This is a genomic window from Acinetobacter dispersus (assembly GCF_009884975.1).
GTDB lineage: Bacteria > Pseudomonadota > Gammaproteobacteria > Pseudomonadales > Moraxellaceae > Acinetobacter > Acinetobacter dispersus.
On sequence record NZ_CP041970.1, the window covers coordinates 673505 to 694933 of the forward strand.

A 21429-nucleotide genomic window follows, 5' to 3' on the forward strand; every position below is an offset into this window, starting at 1 on the left:
GGGTTAACAAAATAGTGCATTCGCATCAAGGGGAAACCACATGAATTCTGCTTTATCAATTGAGATACCAATACAAGAATCTTCTAACTTTATTACGCCAATGATCATGGCTAGAGGGGTTGAAAAAACTTATCCCAATGGCACCAATGCCTTACAAAGACTGGATTTAAATATTGCACGCGGCGAGATTATTTCATTATTGGGACCATCAGGTTGCGGTAAAAGCACCTTGCTGAAAATGTTTGCCGATCTCGAGCAACCTTCTGCTGGATTAGTGCGCTGGAATGGTAAAGCTGATATTCAATCACAGTGCAAAATGGCCATGGTGTTTCAGGAAGCCACGCTGATGCCGTGGGCCAATATTGAGGACAATGTGCGTTTACCTTTGGACTTACAGCGTATTGCCAAATCAACCAGTACGCCCAAAGTCCAAGCTGCTTTAAAAGCCGTTGGTTTAGAAAAATTCAGCACAGCTTATCCACGTGAACTTTCAGGCGGCATGCAAATGCGTGCCTCTTTGGCCAGAGCCTTAGTGACAGAACCTGATCTATTGTTGATGGATGAACCTTTTGGTGCATTGGATGAGTTTACCCGCCATAAACTGGATAGCGATATTCGTCAATTATGGTCAGAACGAGATCTTACAGTGGTGTTTGTGACCCATAGTATTTATGAAGCGGTGTATCTGTCCTCACGGGTCATTGTGATGGGTGCACGACCAGGGCGTGTGGTGGCGGATCTGAAGATTAAAGGACCATACCAACGTGATGAGTCTTTCCGAAGCTCAGACATCTTTATTCAACAATGTTCGCATCTATCGCAATTATTGGCCGAAGCGAGTGAAGGGCATGCTCATGATTAAACCATTGCTACAACATCCAACTTTACAACGTATTGCCGCGCCATTGGGACTCGGTTTGATCTTCCTACTGTTTTGGCAACTGAGTTTTCAACAACTTGAAGTCCCTGTTTATGTCGTACCTAAACCGAGTGATATTGTCATGGCACTGATTAATCAGTCCAGTGTGCTATTCGGTAGTTTATGGGTAACTTTAAAAATCACTTTATTGGCTTTTGTCTGCGCTGTAATGATTGGGACATTGATCGCTTTTGTATTTGTACAAAGTCGCGTGCTTGAAGCTTGTTTTATGCCGTATGCCATTTTATTTCAGGTGACACCGATTGTTGCAATCGCACCTCTAGTTATCATCTGGATTCAAAATACCACTTTGGCGTTAGTGGTATGTGCCATGTTAGTCGCAGTTTTTCCGATACTGACCAACACCACTTTAGGTTTGCGTAGTGTCAATAAAGGTTTGCTCAATCTTTTTCAAATCAATAAAGCCAGTCGTTGGCAAGTTTTAATGCGCTTACGTGTACCGAATGCTTTACCTTATTTCTTTGGTGGCTTACGGATTTCCTGTGGCTTGGCACTGATTGGTGCTGTGGTTTCTGAGTTTGTTGCAGGCGCGGGTGGCACCAGTGCAGGCTTGGCTTATCAAATCTTACAAGCAGGTTTTCAGTTGGATTTACCCTTGATGTTTGCTGCACTATTCCTAATTACTTGCACAGGTTTGGGCTTATTTGTATTGATGTCCTTATTAAGTCAGTTCTTTTTAAGCAAATGGCATGAGAGTGAGCAAGTATGAGTACAAAGCAATTAAATCAAAGCTATTTAATTCAAAATGCCCATGCCATTTTGACGGGTTTGACTGGGGACGCAGCACGTTGTTCATCTACTGATATCCGCATCCAATCTGGAAAAATTACGGAAATGGGGCGATTAAGCGCTCTGCCGAATGAACAGGTGATTAATGCCAAAGATTGTGTGATTTACCCAGCATGGATAAATACCCATCATCATTTATTTCAGTCTTTATTAAAGGGCGAGCCACAAGGATTGAATCAAAACCTGACCTCATGGCTTGCCAGTACACCGTATCGGTTCCGTGGCGCATTTGATGAAAAGACTTTTCGGATTGCAGTGCGTATTGGCTTGATCGAGTTGTTACGTTCGGGGTGTGCAACGGTAGCAGATCATCATTATTTATATTGGCCACAGATACCGTTCGATGGTGCTGCAATTTTATTTGATGAAGCTGAAAAATTGGGTATGCGCTTTGTGTTGTGTCGTGGCGGCGCAACCTTAACGCGTGGTTTGGAAAGTGAGTTACCTCAAGCCCTGCGTCCTGAGAAGTTTGAAGACTATATGTTGGATATTGAGCGTTTGGTGAAGCACTATCATCAGCCAGATTCAAATGCTTTCCGAAAAATCGTGATGGCACCGACTTCAACCTTGCATTCGACCACAGCGCGGCAATTACGCGAAAGTGCCAGAATTGCCAGACAATTGGGGATTCGGATGCATAGTCATTTATCTGAAACGGTAGATTATCTGGATGCAGCTAAAGCCAAGTTTGGTATGACCCCAGTCCAGTTCTGTGCCGAGCAGGACTGGATTGGAAGTGATGTCTGGTTTGCACATCTAGTGAAATTATTACCTGAAGAAATTCAGTTGTTGGGCCAAACTCAAACAGGAATTGCGCACTGTCCACAGAGTAATGCACGTTTGGGTAGCGGTATTGCTGATCTTGTTGCTTTGGAACGGGCAGGCATGACCATTTCGATTGGAGTTGATGGTGCGGGTTCCAACGAAGCCGCAGATATGTTGTCTGAAACTCATGCTGCTTGGCTATTACAACGCGCCAGAAAGGGGATGTTGGCGACACCTCAATATGAGGGCGGACAATTTGAAGGTGGTGCCGACGCTGCCAGTATTGAGGATGTGATCCGTTGGGGAACGGTGGGTGGTGCGAAAATCTTGGGCTTTGATCAAGTCGGTACAATTGAAGTCGGGCAACAGGCTGACTTGGTCATTTATCAGTTAGATGATCCTCGTTATTTTGGCTTGCATGATATGGCGATTGGGCCTGTGGCAAGTGGCGGACGAGCGCATATTAAGGCGATGTTTATAGCAGGGAAAATGGTGATGGAAAATGATCAGATTCCTGATCTGGATATGATGGAGTTGGCTTGGCAAGCCAAGCAATCGGTAAAGTTGTTACAACAGCGGAGTATGGACATGGCGAAAATAGCCTAAGCCATAGATGATTAATTTTTACTATATTCCTGTAAATATTTTTTGTATGCGCTGTTTTAATGAGGGTATTTTAAACTCGCTATACAGATATTTACAGGGTCAGCAAAATAGCTGATTTACAGTGCCAAATTTTTGTTTATCAAATTTCTGTTTTACGATCAACGCTATAATGTAATTCAACCATACCTTCACCCATGTGATGAACGGAGATCAATTTAAGTGTTGGAGCAAGTACTCTTCGGGGGAAAAGCGCTTTTCCTTTTGCAAGAGTAACCGAACCAATTTGTATAATGAGTTCATCAAGCAAATTTGCATCATAGAACTGACCAGCCAATTCGCCACCGCCTACAATCCAAATATTCTTATCCTCAATGATGGATTGTATTTCAGCATAAACAGGAGTGATGTCTCCTTGTACAAAATGGATATTTGCACCTTCAATCAAGGGCAGTTTACGGCTGGAAAATACCCAGGTTGGCTGAGTATAAGGCCAAGGAGAACCTGTTTCAGCAGCAACTTGCTCTGCGTTATTCAATATCCATTCATAAGTTGCCGATCCCATCACTAAAGCACCAACATTTGCAATAAACGCGGGATAACTTGAGTTATCTAGTTCGCCTAATGCAAATAACCATTCTAAAGAATCGTCTTCGGTCGCAATAAATCCATCTAGTGTACTCGCTGCAAAATACTGTACTTTCATCCTGATCATCTCCTTATTCTAAAGGAGTAGCTTAAAGCTTATTTTGTTTGGATAAATTGTTTAAATCGGATATACGACACATGATGACGCTTTAATAAATCTAAGCCTGAAAAGGATGATGTGTATACCAATGCTCGGCAATCTGCTGACGGGTGCAAATCCAGACGCGATCATGATTTTGTACATAGTCTAGGAAACGTTGTAATGCTTTAAAGCGGGCAGGACGTCCTAAAATTCGACAATGCATACCAATTGAAAGCATCTTGGGTGAGGTTGCACCTTCTGCATACAGTACATCAAAAGCATCTTTTAAATATTCAAAGAAATCCTCACTACGATTAAAACCAGTCGGTGAAGCAAACTTCATATCGTTGGTATCGAGCGTATAGGGAATAATTAAATGCGGTCGTGTTGTGCCCGTTTCATTACTGAGTGTTGTCCAAAAAGGTAAGTCATCGCCGTAATAATCACTGTCATATTGCACATGATCATATTCAGCCAATAATTGACGGGTATTGGGGCTATCGCGGCCTGTATACCAGCCCGTTGGCATTTCACCAAACAGATCTTTGAATATTTGCATGGCTTCAGCCATATGTTGCTTCTCGGTTTCAACATCCATATTTTGATAATGAATCCAGCGTAAGCCATGTGAGACCACATCATAGTTATTTTGTTTAATCGCTTCGACCACCAGTGGATTTCGTTGCAATGCCATCGCTACAGCAAAAATAGTCATAGGCAATTGGCGTTTGGCAAATTCCTGCTGAATGCGCCAGAAACCGACTCGTGAACCATATTCATAGATTGAGTCCATTGAAAGGTGTCGTGCAGGATAACTTTCCGCACCACTGATTTCAGACAAGAACTGTTCCGAGCCTTCATCGCCATGCAGAATATGTTTTTCACCACCTTCCTCATAATTCAGTACAAACTGCACCGCGATTTTTGCTTGATTGGGCCATTGGGCATGGGGCGGTTGATCGGCATAACCGACCATATCTCGAGGGTAGTCTGCTGTTAAATGAGTGTCTGTATTGGGCCAAACCATAGCAATGCCTGAATCGTGAAAAGGTGAATCTTCACATCAACTTAACCTAAGAAAACTTTGGGTGTCAAACACTATATTGATTTAAATCAATGGTTTGTGTGTTTTGTTTTGGTGCAAAAATACCATGTTATTGATGAATATTTATTAGCATGCGCGATTTTAGTGCTTCCATCTCGATAATGATTTGATTCATCATGATTTGAGCAATCCGAGAAAGTTGCCGTTTTGGTGCAACACAAAGTGCGACCGTAATTGGATGTAGACCATGGTCATTGATCGCTCTAAATTCAAATTCACCATTTTCAATATAAGGGGCTGCATCCAGATAACTCATGATGCTGATGCCTAGGTTTTGCCTGAGCAATGAAATCATCATATGAATATCATTGCATTCGATGGTATGGCGTGGGTGAAAGTCCTGTTTTTTATATAAGGCGGTGACATGGTCATGAATAACCAAAGGCTCGGCAGGAATAATATGATTGAATTCCAGCGTATCAGAGAAGTAGATTTTTTCTTTATGGGCTAAAGCGTGCTGTTTAGGAATCACGAAACCCAAGGGCATTTCAATAAAGGCACTGATCTGCAATTGATGCTGATGTTTGGGATTCAGAATCAAGCCAAAGTCGAGTTCAGCATTGATCACTAAATCAGCGATACGATCACTGTCCAAGACACGAACCTTAAAATTAATCCATGGATATTGTTGAACAATAGACTGCATTACGGCACTGACAAAGCTTTCACTGAGTGCTGCAATCATCCCAAAATCAATTGAACCGCGTTGTATGCCTTGGATTTCATTCAAACGTTTCTGTGTGATTTGGAACTCTTTTTGCCAGCTGCGTAGATCGGCATAGAGTAATTCACCAGCTAAAGTCAGCTTAAGCCCACTGGGCAAACGTTCAAATAAAGCCACACCGAGTTCTTCTTCTGCCAAAACAATCTGCCGATGTACCGCGGAGACAGAAATAAACAGTTGATCAGCCGCTTTTCTTAAACTGCCTGTTTTGGCAACGGCAATAAAATAATCGGCAAAACGTGAAAATGGCAGCGCCATTGCAAACTCACTTGAGATAAAGCAGGTTTTAATACAGAAGCAATTTTAGTGCCTGTGCTGTTCTAATTTTTAGAATGATGCATATAAATCATTCTAATAGACGAGAATATTGATCTATTCCACACTGCTCATGAAGAGAAAAATCTTAAAAATGAGCACAGGATATGAACGCAATTCCATTCATCAATCTTCCAAATAAGCCATGTCATAGCCAATTTGATGATCAGGATTGGCAGATTCTTGCACAACATTGGTATCCCGTGGCACGTATTGAAGATGTGAGCAGTAAACCGCAGCAAGTGACCTTATTGGATATGAACCTGGCTTTGTATAAGACCGAAACAGGGCAGATTCATTTAGCTCGGGATATTTGCCCGCATCGCGGTGTGCCTTTGAGTAAAGGCTGGGTTGAGGGAGATACTTTGATTTGTCCTTATCATGGACTTCATTTTAATGAAGATGGCAAATGCTCTAAAATCCCAGCTCAACCTGATTTAACTAAAATCTCAGAGCGCTTTTCGCTGACCAAGTTTCCCGTGGTTTTAAAATATGGACTGGTCTGGACCAGCATTTTGGGCAGAGATGAAAGTTTGGCAAATTTCCCTGTATTAGACACATGGGAGAGTGAGGCACATCAAGCCATTTTACCGCCTTCAGTCGATATTGCCGGTTCAAGCGGTCGTCAATTGGAAGGTTTTATTGATGTGGCACACTTTGCTTGGGTACATCATCAGGCCTTTGCCGATCGAGATAATCCTGTTGTACCTAAATATTCGACTGAACGTACCGATTATGGTTTGCATACAAACTACATTAGTAATGTCAGCAATTATCCGCATGGGATGCAGCATTTAGCACCTGATGATTTTTTATGGGAGCGGATCTTTGATGTTTATCCGCCATTTTCAGCAGTGTTAACCATTCACTTCCCGAATGACGGTGTGCTCAAGATTTTAAATGCCTGTTGTCCCATCTCGCATAATAAAACTCGCTTATTTGTACCATTAACCCGTAATTTTGATACTACGGGGGATTTACAGGCGGTGTATGATTTTAATGCGCAGATTTTTGCCGAGGATCAAGAGATGGTAGAGGCGCAAAAGCCAGAAGAATTACCTTTAGATATTAGTATGGAAGCACATTTTGAAGCAGATCGTTCTTCGACCATGTATCGCCGTATCTTGGCTGAATGGGGTTTAAGCAAACGCTATACGGTTTAGCTTGAATAAATTTGGGATATTTAAGAGATTAAATCAGAGTTGTTTATCTTCTATTAAGCCTAAATTGTTTATTTGTATAGGCTTGTATATACAATTGCGCTAAATTCAATATACAATGAGTTATAGTATTTAGTATGAGTTTTAGCCAATGTCAAGAGCGACAAAGCAAAACGATTTAGATTTGTCCTTAGAAGAAGATAGTCCTGTTCCTTTGTATTTACGTGTGAAACAAATGATTTCGCAAAAAATCTATGAAGGAACATGGACCGTCAATAAAAAAATTCCATCAGAAAGTGAATTGGTTAATTTACTCGGCTGTAGTCGCATGACCGTGAATCGTGCCTTGCGCGAACTCACCAGTGAAGGTTTGTTAGTACGTATCCAAGGTGTTGGTTCTTTTGTTGCAGAAGGACAAGGGCGTACCGCTTTATTTCATGTCAATAATATTGCCGAAGAAATTATTGCCCGAAACCACAAACATCATGCCGAAGTCTTGGTACTGGAACAGATTCAGGCCAATGCTGAACAAAGTATGCTGATGCAGATTCGAGAAGGGCAAAAGCTATTTCACTCAATCATCGTGCATTATGAAAATGATGTGCCTGTACAAATCGAAGATCGACTGGTTGATCCGATGTTGATTCCAGATTACTTGGCACAAGATTTTAAGTCCATCACACCAAATGCTTATTTAATGTCGAAAGCACCCGTGACTGAAGGGGAACATGTGGTGACAGCAATTCTTGGGTCAGCACAAGAATGTAAATGGCTGAAAATAAATAAGACTGAACCTTGTCTGTTGATTCGTCGCCGTACCTGGTCGAATAAACAACTGATTTCTAGCGCACGATTGATCTATCCCGGTAGTCGTTATTATCTGGAAGGTAAGTTTACCCAATGATTCAACACTTAGACACGGCTGACTATAAACAGATGCTGTGGAAGAATGGTGCAGGTTATACCATTGAGCTTGCCCGAAGTGATGGCGACAGTCTGGATAGGTTTGATTGGCGTATCTCCATGGCTGATGTCAAAACTTCGGGGGATTTCTCCAAGTTTAATGGCATGCAACGCATCCTCACAGTATTGGAAGGTGCTGGCATCGTATTGAATATTGATGATGATTCCGAGCATCTAAAAACCTTAGAATCCGCTCAATTCAGTGGGGATAGCACGACCAGTTGTAGACTAATCGACGGGCCGATTCGGGATTTTAATCTGATTTATAATCCTGAAAAATGGCGTTCTCGCTACCAATGGATTTTTGAGTCAGCAAGCACTGAGATTTTCAGTTCAGCCGATCTGATTTTTATTTTTAATCAGAGTCCAGAACCATTAGAAATTGAAGTGGATCGGCAGGTTTTTCGTTTAGCGCACCATGAGAGTCTTAAAATAGAGCAGCAAAAAGCATTGAAAAAACTGGTTTTAAAATCTGAGCGTTTTAAGCAAGCTTGTCTGATCGAAATCACAAAAATCTAATTTTTTGCAAATTTCACGAAACACATATGACTTCAGGTTGTATGTGTTTTTTATTGCCGATCAAAAAATAAATCTATTTATTTCATTAGCTTGTAATTTATTTTCATAAAAGAATTGAAAAGCATCTTTTCAATATAAAAGTTTTGTGTAGTATATGGATGTATATACAAGTTAATACATTGCTATACAGTAAAGCAGGTTAATTTGCTGATTCAAACTCAATGGAAGGAGTCCGATTGTGACAACAACGACAACAAAATTTCGTGATGTAGAAATTCGCGCACCACGTGGTACAAAGCTCAATGCAAAAAGTTGGTTAACAGAAGCACCGTTACGCATGCTAATGAACAATCTTGACCCTGATGTTGCAGAGAATCCAAAAGAGCTTGTTGTTTACGGTGGTATCGGTCGTGCTGCACGTAACTGGGAATGTTTTGACAAGATCGTTGAAACACTAAAGAATTTAGAAACTGATGAAACCTTGTTGGTCCAATCTGGTAAGCCTGTGGGTGTGTTTAAAACCCATAAAGATGCACCGCGTGTTTTGATTGCAAACTCGAATCTTGTTCCACATTGGGGAACGTGGGAGCATTTCAATGAATTGGATGCTAAAGGTTTGGCAATGTATGGTCAGATGACAGCGGGTTCTTGGATTTATATTGGTAGCCAAGGCATTGTGCAAGGCACTTACGAAACGTTTGTAGAAGCAGGTCGCCAACACTATAACGGTGATTTGACAGGTCGTTGGGTCTTGACTGCTGGTTTAGGTGGTATGGGCGGTGCACAACCTTTAGCTGCAACATTGGCAGGCGCATGCTCACTCAATATCGAATGCCAACAAAGCAGTATCGATTTCCGTTTACGTACGCGTTATGTCGATGAGCAAGCCACTGATTTAGATGATGCTTTGGCGCGTATTGAAAAATATACCAAAGAAGGTAAGGCTGTTTCGATTGCATTACATGGCAATGCAGCAGAAATCTTACCTGAATTAGTCCGTCGTGGCGTACATCCAGACATGGTGACTGACCAAACCAGCGCACATGATCCATTAAATGGTTATTTACCAATTGGCTGGACATGGGAAGAGTACCGTCAGCGTGCTAAAACTGAGCCAGAAGTTGTAGTTAAAGCAGCGAAACAATCGATGGCACAGCACGTTCAAGCGATGTTGGATTTCCAAAAAATGGGTGTTCCAACCTTTGACTATGGCAACAACATCCGTCAAATGGCACAAGATGAAGGCGTAGCAAATGCCTTTGATTTCCCAGGCTTCGTTCCTGCCTATATCCGTCCATTGTTCTGTCGTGGTGTTGGTCCATTCCGTTGGGCTGCACTTTCAGGTGATCCAGAAGATATCTATAAGACAGATGCCAAAGTAAAAGAACTCATTCCAGATGATGAACATTTACATCGCTGGTTAGATATGGCGCGTGAACGTATTAGCTTCCAAGGTTTACCAGCGCGTATTTGCTGGGTCGGCTTAGGTTTACGTGCAAAACTCGGTTTGGCATTTAATGAAATGGTGCGTAGTGGTGAACTTTCAGCACCTATCGTGATTGGTCGTGATCATCTAGATTCAGGTTCAGTGTCTAGTCCAAACCGTGAAACAGAATCAATGAAAGATGGTTCAGATGCCGTATCTGACTGGCCGTTATTAAATGCCTTGCTCAACACTGCTGGTGGTGCGACTTGGGTGTCATTACATCACGGCGGCGGTGTAGGTATGGGCTTCTCTCAACACTCAGGTGTGGTGATCGTATGTGATGGTACTGATGAAGCAGCAGCACGTATTGCACGTGTATTGACCAATGACCCTGCGACAGGGGTGATGCGTCATGCCGATGCGGGTTATGACATTGCGATTGATTGTGCCAAAGAGCAAGGCTTGAACTTGCCGATGATCACACAATAAACAGACAAGGACATTACGATGCTTTTTGCAATTGTGTAAGCAGCATCGTAAGCGAACAATAGAGTGCAAAACAGGACGCCAATAATGGAACTTCTAATTCAACCCGGCAAACTTAGCTTAGCAGATCTGCGCCACGCTTATTTAAATCCAATCAAAGTGAAACTCGATGAAAGCGCTTCTGCTGGCATCAATGCGAGTGTTGCTTGTGTCGAACAAATCGTCAATGAAGGCCGTACTGCTTACGGGATCAATACAGGTTTTGGTTTACTTGCATCAACTAAAATTGCACCAGAAGACTTAGAGCAATTACAGCGTTCTTTGGTGCTGTCACACGCTGCTGGCGTGGGCGAGCCGCTTGATGATGCGATGGTGCGTCTGATTATGTTGCTTAAAGCAAATAGTTTGGCACGTGGCTTTTCTGGTATTCGCCGTAAAGTAATTGATGCGATTTTGGCGTTGATCAATGCAGAAGTTTATCCGCATATTCCATTAAAAGGTTCTGTTGGTGCTTCAGGTGACTTGGCACCACTGGCACACATGTCTTTGGTGTTATTAGGCGAAAGCAAAGCGCGTTATAAAGGTGAATGGTTACCTGCGGTTGAAGCACTTAAAATTGCGGGTTTAGAGCCAATTTCTTTAGCTGCGAAAGAAGGTTTAGCACTTTTAAACGGGACACAAGTTTCTACAGCATACGCATTACGTGGTTTGTTTGAAGCAGAAGATTTATTTGCTGCTGCAACGGTGTGTGGTGGTTTAAGTGTTGAAGCCATGTTGGGTTCACGTGCACCATTCGATGCGCGTATTCATGAAGTTCGCGGTCAACGTGGTCAAATTGATGTTGCTGCTGCATATCGTGACTTATTGACTGAATCGAGTGAAATTTCACATTCACATGAAGATTGTAGCAAGGTTCAAGACCCATACTCACTGCGTTGCCAACCTCAGGTGATGGGGGCGTGTTTGACTCAAATTCGTCAAGCTGCAGAAGTATTAGCAATTGAATCAAATGCTGTGTCGGATAACCCATTAGTCTTTGCAGCGGAAGGTGATGTGATTTCAGGTGGTAACTTCCACGCTGAACCAGTGGCTATGGCTGCGGACAACCTTGCATTGGCAATTGCCGAAATTGGTTCACTATCAGAACGTCGTATTTCGATGATGATGGACCGTCATATGTCACAATTGCCGCCATTCTTGGTTGCCAATGGTGGCGTCAATTCAGGCTTCATGATTGCTCAAGTAACAGCCGCTGCGTTAGCAAGTGACAATAAAGCACTTGCACATCCTGCCAGTGTTGATAGTTTACCGACCTCTGCAAATCAGGAAGACCATGTTTCTATGGCGCCGAATGCGGGCAAACGTTTGTGGTATATGGCTGACAACGTTCGCGGCATTCTTGCAGTTGAGTGGTTAGGGGCATGTCAGGGTCTTGATTTCCGTGAAGGTTTGAAGAGTTCTCCAAAACTTGAGCGTGCACGTAAAGTGTTGCGTGACCAAGTGCCTTATTACAGTGAAGATCGTTTCTTTGCGCCAGATATTGAGCAAGCGAGTGAATTGCTTGCAAGTGGCTGCTTGAACGAATTACTTATTCCACAGCTATTACCGAGTTTGTCTGAAGTGTGATCAATAAATCGGTCACATGGAGTGGCCGAATCTAACTAAATTTCCTCAAGGATTGGAGATTATAATGTCACAACACTCCACATTACAGCGGGGGTTAAACACCCGCCATATTCGTTTTTTGGCATTGGGTTCAGCCATTGGGACAGGACTCTTTTACGGTTCGGCAACAGCCATCAAAATGGCAGGTCCGTCTGTATTAATCGCATATATCGTTGCAGGGATTGCAATTTATATCGTGATGCGCGCATTGGGTGAGATGGCTGTACATAATCCAGTATCGGGTTCATTCAGTCATTATGCCTCACAATATATTGGTCCACTTGCAGGTTTCACTACAGGCTGGACCTACGTTTTTGAAATGATCATTGTGGCCTTGGCCGATGTCACCGCCTTCGGGATTTATATGGGGTTCTGGTACCCCGATGTGCCACGCTGGATCTGGATTCTGTCACTGATCATGTTCCTAGGGGCAATTAACCTGATTCATGTCAAAGTCTTTGGTGAACTGGAATTCTGGCTTTCAATTGTCAAAGTGACGGCGATTGTTGCGATGATTGTCGGTGGTTTAGGTTTAATGTTCTATGGTTTCCATGCGGATCATAGTGGTTTTACCACAGGCATTCAAAACTTGTGGATTCATGATGGTTTTATGCCAAATGGTATTGCCGGTTTAGTTGCTTGTTTATCTGTGGTGGTATTCGCGTTTGGTGGGATTGAGATTATCGGGATTACCGCAGGTGAATCACAAGATCCGAAAACTTCTATTCCTAAAGCGATTAATGCGGTGCCAGTACGTATTCTGTTGTTCTATGTAATGACGATTTTTGTATTGATGTCGATTTTCCCATGGAATCAAATTGGTAGCCAAGGCAGTCCATTTGTACAGATCTTTGAAAATCTTGGGATTGGATCAGCGGCAACCGTTCTCAATATCGTGGTGATTACTGCGGCGATCTCTGCGATCAATAGTGATGTATTTGGTGCTGGGCGTATGCTGTATGGTATGTCCAATCGTGGACAAGCACCAAAAGTATTCCAAAAAATCTCCAAAAATGGCGTGCCTTGGATGACGGTTGTGGTGATGGCAGGGGTGTTATTGATCGGTGTGTTACTGAACTATCTGATTCCTGAAAATGTATTCATCATCATTGCTTCAATTGCGACCTTTGCTACGGTTTGGGTGTGGCTCATGATTTTACTTTCTCAAGTTGCGATGCGTCGTAAGTTGTCTAAAGCAGAAATCAAAGCCCTCGATTTCCCCGTGATTGGCTGGCCGTATGCCCCTGCATTTGCAATTGCTTTCATGTTGTTTATCTTGGCGATGATGGGATATTTCCCAGACTCCCGACCTGCAATTTATGTTGGCGCAACGTGGTTAGTTTTACTTTGGATTGCTTATACCATTTGGGTGAAGCCCAAGCAAAACACGGTAAAAGAAAATCAAAGCATGCAACAAAACATTGAAATGGAAAGTTAAATATCAAGCTGCTCAGGTGTCATCTCGCCTGAGCAGTGAGAGGAACTGTGAATGAAAAAGCTTTGGAAAAACTGTCATATTGCCACCATGCAAAATGGGCAATATTCCAGTATTGAACATGCTGCAATGGTCACTTCAGGGCAGCATATCCACTGGATTGGAACATTTGAAGATCTTCCTGCCGATGCTTATTCCGAAACCATTGATTTGAATGGCGCATGGGTCACACCGGGTTTGATTGATTGTCATACCCATAGTGTGTTTGGCGGCAACCGCAGTGTTGAGTTTGAAAAACGCTTGCAAGGTGTTAGCTATGCTGAAATTGCCGCTAGTGGCGGTGGGATTGCCAGTACGGTTCGTGCAACGCGTGAAGCCAGTGAACAAGAGTTGCTTGCATCGGCTTTGAAACGAGTTCGTTGCTTGCTTAAAGATGGTGTCACTACCATTGAGATTAAGTCAGGTTACGGTTTGGACTATGCCAATGAGCGGAAAATGCTGCGTGTGATTCGTCAGATTGCAGATACTTTGCCGATGACGGTTCGTAGTACCTGCTTGGCAGCACACGCGTTGCCACCTGAGTATAAAGATCAAAGCGATGCATATATTGAGCATATCTGCAATGAGATGCTGCCAAAACTGCATCAAGAAGGCTTGGTTGATGCAGTGGATGCCTTTTGTGAATATTTGGCATTTTCTCCTGCACAAGTTGAACGTCTATTTAAAACAGCACAGTCTTTAAATCTTCCGATCAAGTTACATGCTGAGCAGTTATCTGCATTGGGCGGATCGAGTTTGGCTGCACGTTATCAAGCCTTATCGGCAGATCATTTAGAGTTTATGACTGAGGATGATGTTAAGGCGATGGCTGCTGCTGGAACGGTGGCGGTGTTATTACCGGGCGCATTCTATTTCTTGAGAGAAACCAAATATCCACCTTTAGACAGTTTGCATCAACATGGGGTACGCATTGCGCTATCCAGTGACTTAAATCCAGGCACATCACCAGCCCTATCTTTACGCTTAATGATGAATATGGGGAGTACCTTATTCCGTCTAACACCTGAACAGACTTTGGCAGGTGTGACAACGCATGCGGCGTATGCATTGGGTCTGCAAGAGACTCACGGCACTTTAGAGACTGGTAAAGTTGCAGACTTTATTGCTTGGGATATTGAGCATCCATCCGAGATTTTTTATTGGTTGGGTGGCGATTTACCGAAGCGGATTATTCAGCATGGCAATGAAATCTCAATCTAACAGCGAAGCTCATTTTTAAAGGGTGCTAGACATAATGAATTATTCATTTACATGGCAGGGACGTAAAGATGGTGAGGGTGCTGAACACTTAAGGATTCACCAAGTCGTCAATACCACACCACGAGCTGATTATGCCTTGATTGGCTTTAGCTCGGATGAGGGCGTTAAGCGTAACAAAGGGCGCTTGGGTGCAGCAGATGCACCTGACAGTATTCGTGCGCAATTGGCTAATTTACCTGTGCATCAACCAGTCACCATTGCAGATATTGGCACAGTGGTATGTGACGGCTCAAAACTGGAACAAGCACAGGCTGAATTGGCTGAACAAGTTGAAAGAAGCCTCAAACAGGGCATGAAGCCGATTGTGTTAGGGGGTGGCCATGAGGTGGCTTTTGGTAGCTTCTCAGGTCTGTTTCAATATCTGCAAAATCATGAGCCGAATAAGAAGATCGGCATCATCAATTTCGATGCACATTTCGACTTGCGTGAAGCTGAACAGGTGACTTCTGGCACACCTTTTTTAAATGCAGCAAAACTGTCTGAACAGCATCAGCAAGAATTTAATTATTTGTGCATTGGCGTAGCGAAACATTCAAACACCAAGGTTTTATTTGAAACCGCAGATCGGCTGAATTGTACTTATATTTACGATTATGAGTTGCAGCAACAAAATGTTGAAACTTTAATCGAAAAGTTGACAGCTTTTACCGGAAAAGTTGACTATTTGTATATTACAGTTGATCTTGATGTATTTAGTGCTAGCATTGCGCCAGGTGTAAGCGCACCTGCGGTTAAAGGGATTGATTTATCCGTCTTTGACCCATTACTAGAGGCCATTAAGGAAACCGGAAAGATTAAAGTTTTTGATGTGGCGGAATGTAATCCACGGTTTGATTTGGATAGTAGAACTGCCAAATTAGCCGCTTATATAATTTTTAACTACATATTTGATTGATGGATCATGTGAATTCATCAAAAGGTTAAAACATGTCTAATTTATCTTATGTCTCTCAAAATGACGGTCCATGGGCAACTTATCTTGAACAGATCGAGCGTGTTGCTCCATATCTAGATGGTTTAGAAGACTATGTGGACACATTGAAGCGCCCAAAACGTGCTTTGATTGTCGACGTGCCAATTGTTATGGACGATGGCACAATTCGTCATTTTGAAGGTTATCGTGTACAACACAACTTGTCACGTGGTCCGGGTAAAGGCGGTATTCGCTATCACCCAGATGTAGATTTAAATGAAGTAATGGCACTTTCAGCATGGATGACAATTAAAACTGCAGTGGTAAATTTACCATTCGGCGGTGCAAAAGGTGGCATCCGTGTTGATCCGCGTCAACTTTCACCACGTGAATTAGAACGTTTGACACGTCGCTATACCAGTGAAATCAGCCATATCATTGGCCCACAAAAAGATATCCCTGCACCAGACGTGGGTACCAATCCAAACGTGATGGGTTGGATCATGGATACTTATTCATCTGGTCAAGGTCATACAGTGACTGGTGTTGTAACGGGTAAACCGGTACACCTCGGTGGTTCTCTTGGTCGTATTAAAGCGACAGGCCGTGGTGTATTTATCACAGGTCAACAAGTAGCTGAAAAAATCAAATTACCTTTAGACGGTGCGAAAATCGCGGTTCAAGGTTTTGGTAACGTAGGTAGCGAAGCTGCATATTTGTTTGCAGACTCGAAATCAATCATCGTGACGATTCAAGATCACACAGGTACGATTTTCAACCCTGAAGGGATCGATCTTGCTGCATTAAAAACTCACATGGAAACTCACCAAGGTGTGGGTGGCTTTGCTGGTGCGCAAGTGATCAGTGATGAAGAGTTCTGGAATGTAGAGATGGATATTTTGATCCCTGCTGCATTAGAAAGCCAAATCACAGTTGAACGTGCTCAAAAATTAACTGCGAAGTTAGTGCTTGAAGGCGCGAACGGCCCAACATTCCCTGAAGCGGATGATGTTTTAGTTCAACGTGGTATCACTGTTGTACCTGACGTGATCTGTAATGCGGGTGGTGTAACCGTATCTTACTTCGAATGGGTTCAAGATATGTCGAGCTACTTCTGGTCTGAAGAAGAAATTAATGAAAGACTGGATAAGTTGATGATTCAAGCCATTAACGATGTATGGCACAAATCAAGCGAAAAAGAATGTACTTTACGTACAGCAGCCTTCATTTTAGGTTGTGAGCGTATCTTAAAAGCACGTAAAGAGCGTGGTATCTTCCCAGGTTAATACTGGCTGAATATCATCAGAGCGACCTTAAGGTGTAAACTTTTAAGGTCGTTTTTTTATTGTGGAATCAATCCAGAAAGAAATCTTTTTGTAGCTGGGTGTTGCCACTGACACAGGCATACTGAGTGAAATCAGTGATCCCGATACGCCCCAACGCTTGTTCATCGGTGAGGCTTTGTCCAGTCAGTTCACCTTTTGTCGTACTGTAAATCGCAAATGCCGCATCTGCCATAATTTCTGGCTTTCGGCTGAGTTGTTGCGTATTTTCCTCACCTAAATTCTTAGAAACTGCTGCTGTTGCGATATAGGTCTCAGGCCATAAGGTATTACATGAAATACCATAGTGACGGAACTCTTCTGCCATACCTAGCGTCAGAATCGTCATACCATATTTAGACAAGGCATAAGGCGAGAGCATACCTAACCATTTCGGTGACATATTCACAGGTGGCGATAAGCTTAAAATATGCGGATCTTTTGCTTGTTTGAGATAGGGTAAAGCGGCCTGCGCACAAATAAAGGTTGCACGATGGTTAATGGTTTGGATCAGGTCATATTGTTTTAATGAGGTGGCTTCGACTCCTGTGAGTGCAATCGCACCTGCATTATTAATCAGCACATCAATGCCACCAAAGTTCTTGGCTGCTTGTTGCATGGCAGCATGGATTTGCTGTTCATCTCGTACATCTAAAATTAAGGGCAGTGCTTTGCCACCAGCAGCTTCAATCTCTTCGGCGACGCTATAAATCGTGCCTGTTAATTTGGCTGTTTCCACTTCGGTTTTTGCTGCAATGACAACATTTGCCCCGGCTTGTGCTGCTTTCAGCGCAATGGCTCTGCCAATTCCTCGGCTGCCACCGGTAATAAAAATGGTTTTTCCTTGCATATTACTCATGTCGATGTCCTATATTTAATTTTTATCAATATGTCGTTAAATCATAAAAGGATGTGCAAATTTTTCTGGATTGTATAACTGTCGTTGTTTGGCAATCTCAACAATACGGTGGCGCAACTGACGTTTGATTACGGCGTAGGTTAGACGATGCTTTTGTGACATCTCTTCAGCAAATTTAAATACTTCAGCATTTAATGATTCGGCAGGATGAATCTGATGAACCACATGTGCGTCTAAGCATTCGATCCCAGTCATGGATTTGCCTGTTAAGGACATTTCCCAAATCGCATGTTGATTGGGAAGGAGTTGCACAATTTCTGCAATACAGTCGGTAAAAGGAATGGTCAGTTTGACTTCAGGAAAGCAAAAACGTCCTTTGTCTGCCCGCATCAAGCGGAAGTCACATGCAGATGCCAAGATTGCACCACCTGCATAAGCATTGCCATTAATTGCCGCAATGACAGGAAGGTTAAGCAAAGCCAAGCGTAGCAGCATATTTTCCAGTTGCGTGGTAAAAGCTTTTTTATCTTGCATGGATTGCTGCATTAACCAAGCGAGGTCTAAGCCATTGCAAAACGTTTTGGGATGGTCGCTTTGAATGACTAGGCAAGCATTATGCGAATGGCGCTCGATCTCATCAAAGATCTCGATATATTCATTCAGCACCTCTTGATTTAAGACATTGTCCTGATCGCCATTGGTTAAGGTAAGAACATAAATAGACTGCTGTTGATTAAGCGTCATGGTGGTCATTGAAGCGCTTCCTCATTCTGCGATGGTTGATTGATTGCAGTCATTATTTCGAATAAAACACTCGCACAATAGGTGTGACTATGCCATATTGATGATCATTTTAGGACAGTGGGTGTGCGATGCGAGATCCTTTTGGATTGTTTCAGGAAACCATCTCGGTTTCATATGCACATCTATTATTAGAAATTGTGCATAATTATGCCATTGATACTGAAACAGTTTTATCTGGCACAGGATTAGTGCTGGCAGAAATGAAACAAGCTGATGCCAAAATGAGTGCCCATCAATGGTCAAAGCTGGTGGTCAATGCTTTAAGGCTGACGCGGAATCCACGGCTTGGGATTGAATATGGTTTTAAATTACGTCCCACTTCACATGGAGCCTTAGGTTTTGCATTTCTGAGCTGTACGGATGTTGAAACTGCATTAACGCTGTGCCAACAGTATTTCTGTACACGAATCCAAAACTTCACCCCTGAATCGTATATTGATGAAGATTTTGTCTATGTCTATTTGGATGGTGTACATCCTGTTAAATTTGGCAATGAACAGCAATCTGATCAATTACGGCAGTTTATGATTGAAAGTTTGTTATTTGGTGCAATACATTTTTTAGCTTTATTTTCTGAAAAAATTGTTGAACGTTGTGAGGTCTTTGTTGATTGGGCCGATGCACAGAATTATAAACGTATCGATTTATCTCAGATCAAGATTCATTTTAACCAGCAACGTAATGGCCTGCGTTTTCCCAAGCAATATCTGCATTGTAAAAATCCCAATGCTGATCAAGTCGCATTCCAGCAGGCATTATTGTATTGCGAAAATGACAAATTGAAATTACTCAAAGAGTCGGCACGCGACCTGCAGAAAAGTATTCGTTCTGAGTTGTTGTATCGAGCTGGCAATACTTATCCGACATTAGCGTTGATTGCACAGCGATTGAATATGTCTGAACGAACCATCAAGCGACATTTGCAGGCACAAGGAACGACGTTCTTGCAGATTTTGGCTGAGGTTCGTTTTAGTCAAGCCAAGAAGTTACTGCAACAACCACAATATAGTATTCAAGATGTTGCAGCTCTGGTGGGTTATGAAGAAGCCACTAATTTTATTCGCGCTTTTAAAAAGATGTTTGGGGAAACACCGAGTCAGTATCGGAAAAGCTATTTGTCCAAGGCCGATTCATCCGACATCGCCAACTGAACCGTTTCAATAAAGCGTTCTAACGAATGTTGAATCTGTTCTGTCCATTCGAAGGAACAATTCATACGAATAAAATGTTGATGTGAGGGCAACACATTAAATAAAGGGCTTGGCGCAACACCTACTTGTTGTTGAATCAGCTGTTCATAGACTTGCATACTGCTGACTTTATCAGGCAGTTGAATCCAGAGAAAATAGCCACTTGGATAGTTATATACCTTACAGTCTTTCGGTAGATGTTGTTTGAGATATTGAAAGAATTGTTTTTTATTCTTTTCCAAAGCCCGTCTAAGCGTTCTTAAATGCTTTTCGTAATGATGATGAGAGAGGAACTCCACCAGTGCATTCTGGATCAGGGCATTGGCAGAAATGGTGCTCATCAATTGTAGGTGCTGAATATGTTCGGAAAATTTGCCAGCATAGACCCATCCCATACGAAACCCTGAACCTAAGGTTTTGGAAAAAGAAGAGCAGTGCAAGACCAGATTTTGCTGATCAAAATACTTCATGGGTAGCGGCTTTTGATTGCCATAAAACAGTTCTTCATAGACATCATCTTCGATCAAATGAATTTGATGTTCGTGCAACAGCTTGGCAATTTTATATTTGATATCATCGCTGACGGTAAAGCCAATCGGGTTATGTGCGTTCAACATAAACCAGCACACTTTGATCGGATAGTTTTTAATGACTTGTTCAAAAGCTTCAATATCAAAGCCATATTGTGGATGTTCTGGGAGGGTAATGACCTTGAGTCCCAAACGTTCAGCTGCCTGCCATGCGCCATAGAAGATGGTTTGCTGCAATAAAATATAATCGCCCGGTTGAGTAATCGCTTGCAGGGAAAGATTCAAAGCTTCTAAACCACCAGATGTAATGACAATGTCATCTGCATCAGTTGGAATCCCTTGCATACAATAGCGTTGCGCGATGAGTTTTCTGAGTGCTAAATTCCCAGGTGGCAGGTTGCTGGTCTGATCATAACTATGCCGATTACGGGAAAGTTGCCCCATGATCTGAATCAGTTTGGGCGGATAGAGTAACTGACTATCTGGAAATGCAGAACCTAGTGGGCTGACCTGTTTGGATTGGATCGATTTCAGGTATTTAAACACCAAGGAGTTAATTTCAATTTTGGGGTTTAAAGAGACCACCGAATAGGCCTGTGGAATCTGGATATTATTTTGCTCAGCGACAAAATAACCTGACTTTTCTTTGGAATAAATCAATCCTTGCGCTTCCAGTTCTTGGTAAGCATTCATTACGGTAATTAAGCTAAACCCTGATCGTTGCACTTGCTCACGTAAAGAAGGAAGTTTGCTGTGAGGCTGCCATGATCCATTTTCAATGAGAAGTTTCAGGTTGTGCGCTAATTGTTCTGATTTATACATAAAGTAAAGTGAATCCATCTTGATGGAACAGCTTTTATGCAAGC

At 42.5% G+C, this 21429-nt stretch carries 19 protein-coding genes; 13 read left to right on the forward strand and 6 right to left on the reverse strand.

The features are described 5' to 3' along the window. Nucleotides 1–40 precede the first annotated feature (40 nt). From FPL17_RS02800 to FPL17_RS02810, 3 genes are read left to right on the forward strand one after another with little or no spacing between them, the layout of a single operon-like run. Entirely contained in the window at nucleotides 41–862 is an 822-nt protein-coding gene (locus FPL17_RS02800; RefSeq protein WP_159883079.1) for an ABC transporter ATP-binding protein, read from the forward strand. Further along, nucleotides 855–1649: an ABC transporter permease gene (locus tag FPL17_RS02805; protein WP_159883080.1), complete on the forward strand. Its 795-nt coding sequence runs from the start codon at nucleotides 855–857 to the stop codon at nucleotides 1647–1649. The genes FPL17_RS02800 and FPL17_RS02805 overlap by 8 nt, the downstream gene beginning before the upstream one ends. Further along, a complete protein-coding gene (locus FPL17_RS02810) occupies nucleotides 1646–3100 on the forward strand; it encodes an amidohydrolase family protein (RefSeq protein ID WP_159883081.1) in 1455 nt (484 codons plus the stop codon). The genes FPL17_RS02805 and FPL17_RS02810 overlap by 4 nt, the downstream gene beginning before the upstream one ends. Before the next feature lie 139 nt (nucleotides 3101–3239). On the opposite strand, the gene FPL17_RS02815 is transcribed toward FPL17_RS02810, so the two are convergent. The 3 genes from FPL17_RS02815 to FPL17_RS02825 form a co-directional block, all read right to left on the reverse strand. Further along, the gene (locus FPL17_RS02815; RefSeq protein WP_159883082.1) at nucleotides 3240–3803 is read right to left on the reverse strand and encodes a dihydrofolate reductase family protein; all 564 of its coding nucleotides are present in this window, start codon (nucleotides 3801–3803) and stop codon (nucleotides 3240–3242) included. Between the two features lie 100 nt (nucleotides 3804–3903). Then, nucleotides 3904–4854 carry an allantoinase PuuE gene (gene puuE / locus FPL17_RS02820; RefSeq protein ID WP_159883083.1) on the reverse strand — a complete coding sequence of 317 codons (951 nt, stop codon included), beginning with the start codon at nucleotides 4852–4854 and terminating at the stop codon, nucleotides 3904–3906. Nucleotides 4855–4981: 127 nt separating this feature from the next. After that, complete coding sequence (locus FPL17_RS02825) at nucleotides 4982–5914, reverse strand: LysR family transcriptional regulator (protein WP_159883084.1); 933 nt, start codon at nucleotides 5912–5914, stop codon at nucleotides 4982–4984. Between the two features lie 164 nt (nucleotides 5915–6078). Here FPL17_RS02825 and FPL17_RS02830 point away from each other — a divergent pair, with 164 nt between their 5' ends. From FPL17_RS02830 to FPL17_RS02870, 9 genes are all read left to right on the forward strand, one after another. Beyond that, nucleotides 6079–7134, forward strand: coding sequence for an aromatic ring-hydroxylating oxygenase subunit alpha (locus FPL17_RS02830; protein WP_159883085.1), 1056 nt, complete (start codon nucleotides 6079–6081; stop codon nucleotides 7132–7134). Nucleotides 7135–7282: 148 nt separating this feature from the next. Then, on the forward strand, nucleotides 7283–8035 hold the full coding sequence (gene hutC / locus FPL17_RS02835) for a histidine utilization repressor (protein ID WP_159883086.1): 753 nt from the start codon (nucleotides 7283–7285) through the stop codon (nucleotides 8033–8035). Beyond that, complete coding sequence (locus FPL17_RS02840; RefSeq protein ID WP_159883087.1) at nucleotides 8032–8613, forward strand: HutD/Ves family protein; 582 nt, start codon at nucleotides 8032–8034, stop codon at nucleotides 8611–8613. Before hutC ends, FPL17_RS02840 begins: the two co-directional genes overlap by 4 nt. 238 nt (nucleotides 8614–8851) lie before the next feature. Then, nucleotides 8852–10528 (forward strand): urocanate hydratase, encoded by a 1677-nt coding sequence (gene hutU, locus FPL17_RS02845; protein ID WP_004806244.1) that lies wholly within the window; start codon nucleotides 8852–8854, stop codon nucleotides 10526–10528. Nucleotides 10529–10612: 84 nt separating this feature from the next. Beyond that, nucleotides 10613–12151: a histidine ammonia-lyase gene (gene hutH, locus FPL17_RS02850; RefSeq protein ID WP_159883088.1), complete on the forward strand. Its 1539-nt coding sequence runs from the start codon at nucleotides 10613–10615 to the stop codon at nucleotides 12149–12151. A gap of 64 nt (nucleotides 12152–12215) precedes the next feature. Next, nucleotides 12216–13628 (forward strand): amino acid permease, encoded by a 1413-nt coding sequence (locus tag FPL17_RS02855; protein ID WP_159883089.1) that lies wholly within the window; start codon nucleotides 12216–12218, stop codon nucleotides 13626–13628. 51 nt (nucleotides 13629–13679) lie between these two features. Next, nucleotides 13680–14885, forward strand: coding sequence for an imidazolonepropionase (gene hutI / locus FPL17_RS02860; RefSeq protein ID WP_159883090.1), 1206 nt, complete (start codon nucleotides 13680–13682; stop codon nucleotides 14883–14885). Nucleotides 14886–14919: 34 nt separating this feature from the next. Then, entirely contained in the window at nucleotides 14920–15840 is a 921-nt protein-coding gene (gene hutG / locus FPL17_RS02865; RefSeq protein ID WP_159883092.1) for a formimidoylglutamase, read from the forward strand. Between the two features lie 32 nt (nucleotides 15841–15872). Next, nucleotides 15873–17144 carry a Glu/Leu/Phe/Val family dehydrogenase gene (locus FPL17_RS02870; protein ID WP_004654197.1) on the forward strand — a complete coding sequence of 424 codons (1272 nt, stop codon included), beginning with the start codon at nucleotides 15873–15875 and terminating at the stop codon, nucleotides 17142–17144. Nucleotides 17145–17211: 67 nt separating this feature from the next. Here FPL17_RS02870 and FPL17_RS02875 read toward each other — a convergent pair whose 3' ends face one another. Both FPL17_RS02875 and FPL17_RS02880 read right to left on the reverse strand, forming a co-directional pair. Beyond that, on the reverse strand, nucleotides 17212–18039 hold the full coding sequence (locus FPL17_RS02875) for an SDR family oxidoreductase (RefSeq protein ID WP_159883094.1): 828 nt from the start codon (nucleotides 18037–18039) through the stop codon (nucleotides 17212–17214). Nucleotides 18040–18075: 36 nt separating this feature from the next. Then, nucleotides 18076–18792 (reverse strand): enoyl-CoA hydratase/isomerase family protein, encoded by a 717-nt coding sequence (locus FPL17_RS02880; protein WP_159883096.1) that lies wholly within the window; start codon nucleotides 18790–18792, stop codon nucleotides 18076–18078. 119 nt (nucleotides 18793–18911) lie between these two features. On the opposite strand from FPL17_RS02880, the gene FPL17_RS02885 reads away from it, so the two are divergent. Next, nucleotides 18912–19994 (forward strand): helix-turn-helix domain-containing protein, encoded by a 1083-nt coding sequence (locus FPL17_RS02885; protein ID WP_159883098.1) that lies wholly within the window; start codon nucleotides 18912–18914, stop codon nucleotides 19992–19994. Here FPL17_RS02885 and FPL17_RS02890 read toward each other — a convergent pair. Continuing rightward, nucleotides 19955–21385: an aminotransferase-like domain-containing protein gene (locus tag FPL17_RS02890; protein WP_159883100.1), complete on the reverse strand. Its 1431-nt coding sequence runs from the start codon at nucleotides 21383–21385 to the stop codon at nucleotides 19955–19957. The two genes, FPL17_RS02885 and FPL17_RS02890, sit on opposite strands and share 40 nt — an antisense overlap. Nucleotides 21386–21429 lie beyond the last annotated feature (44 nt).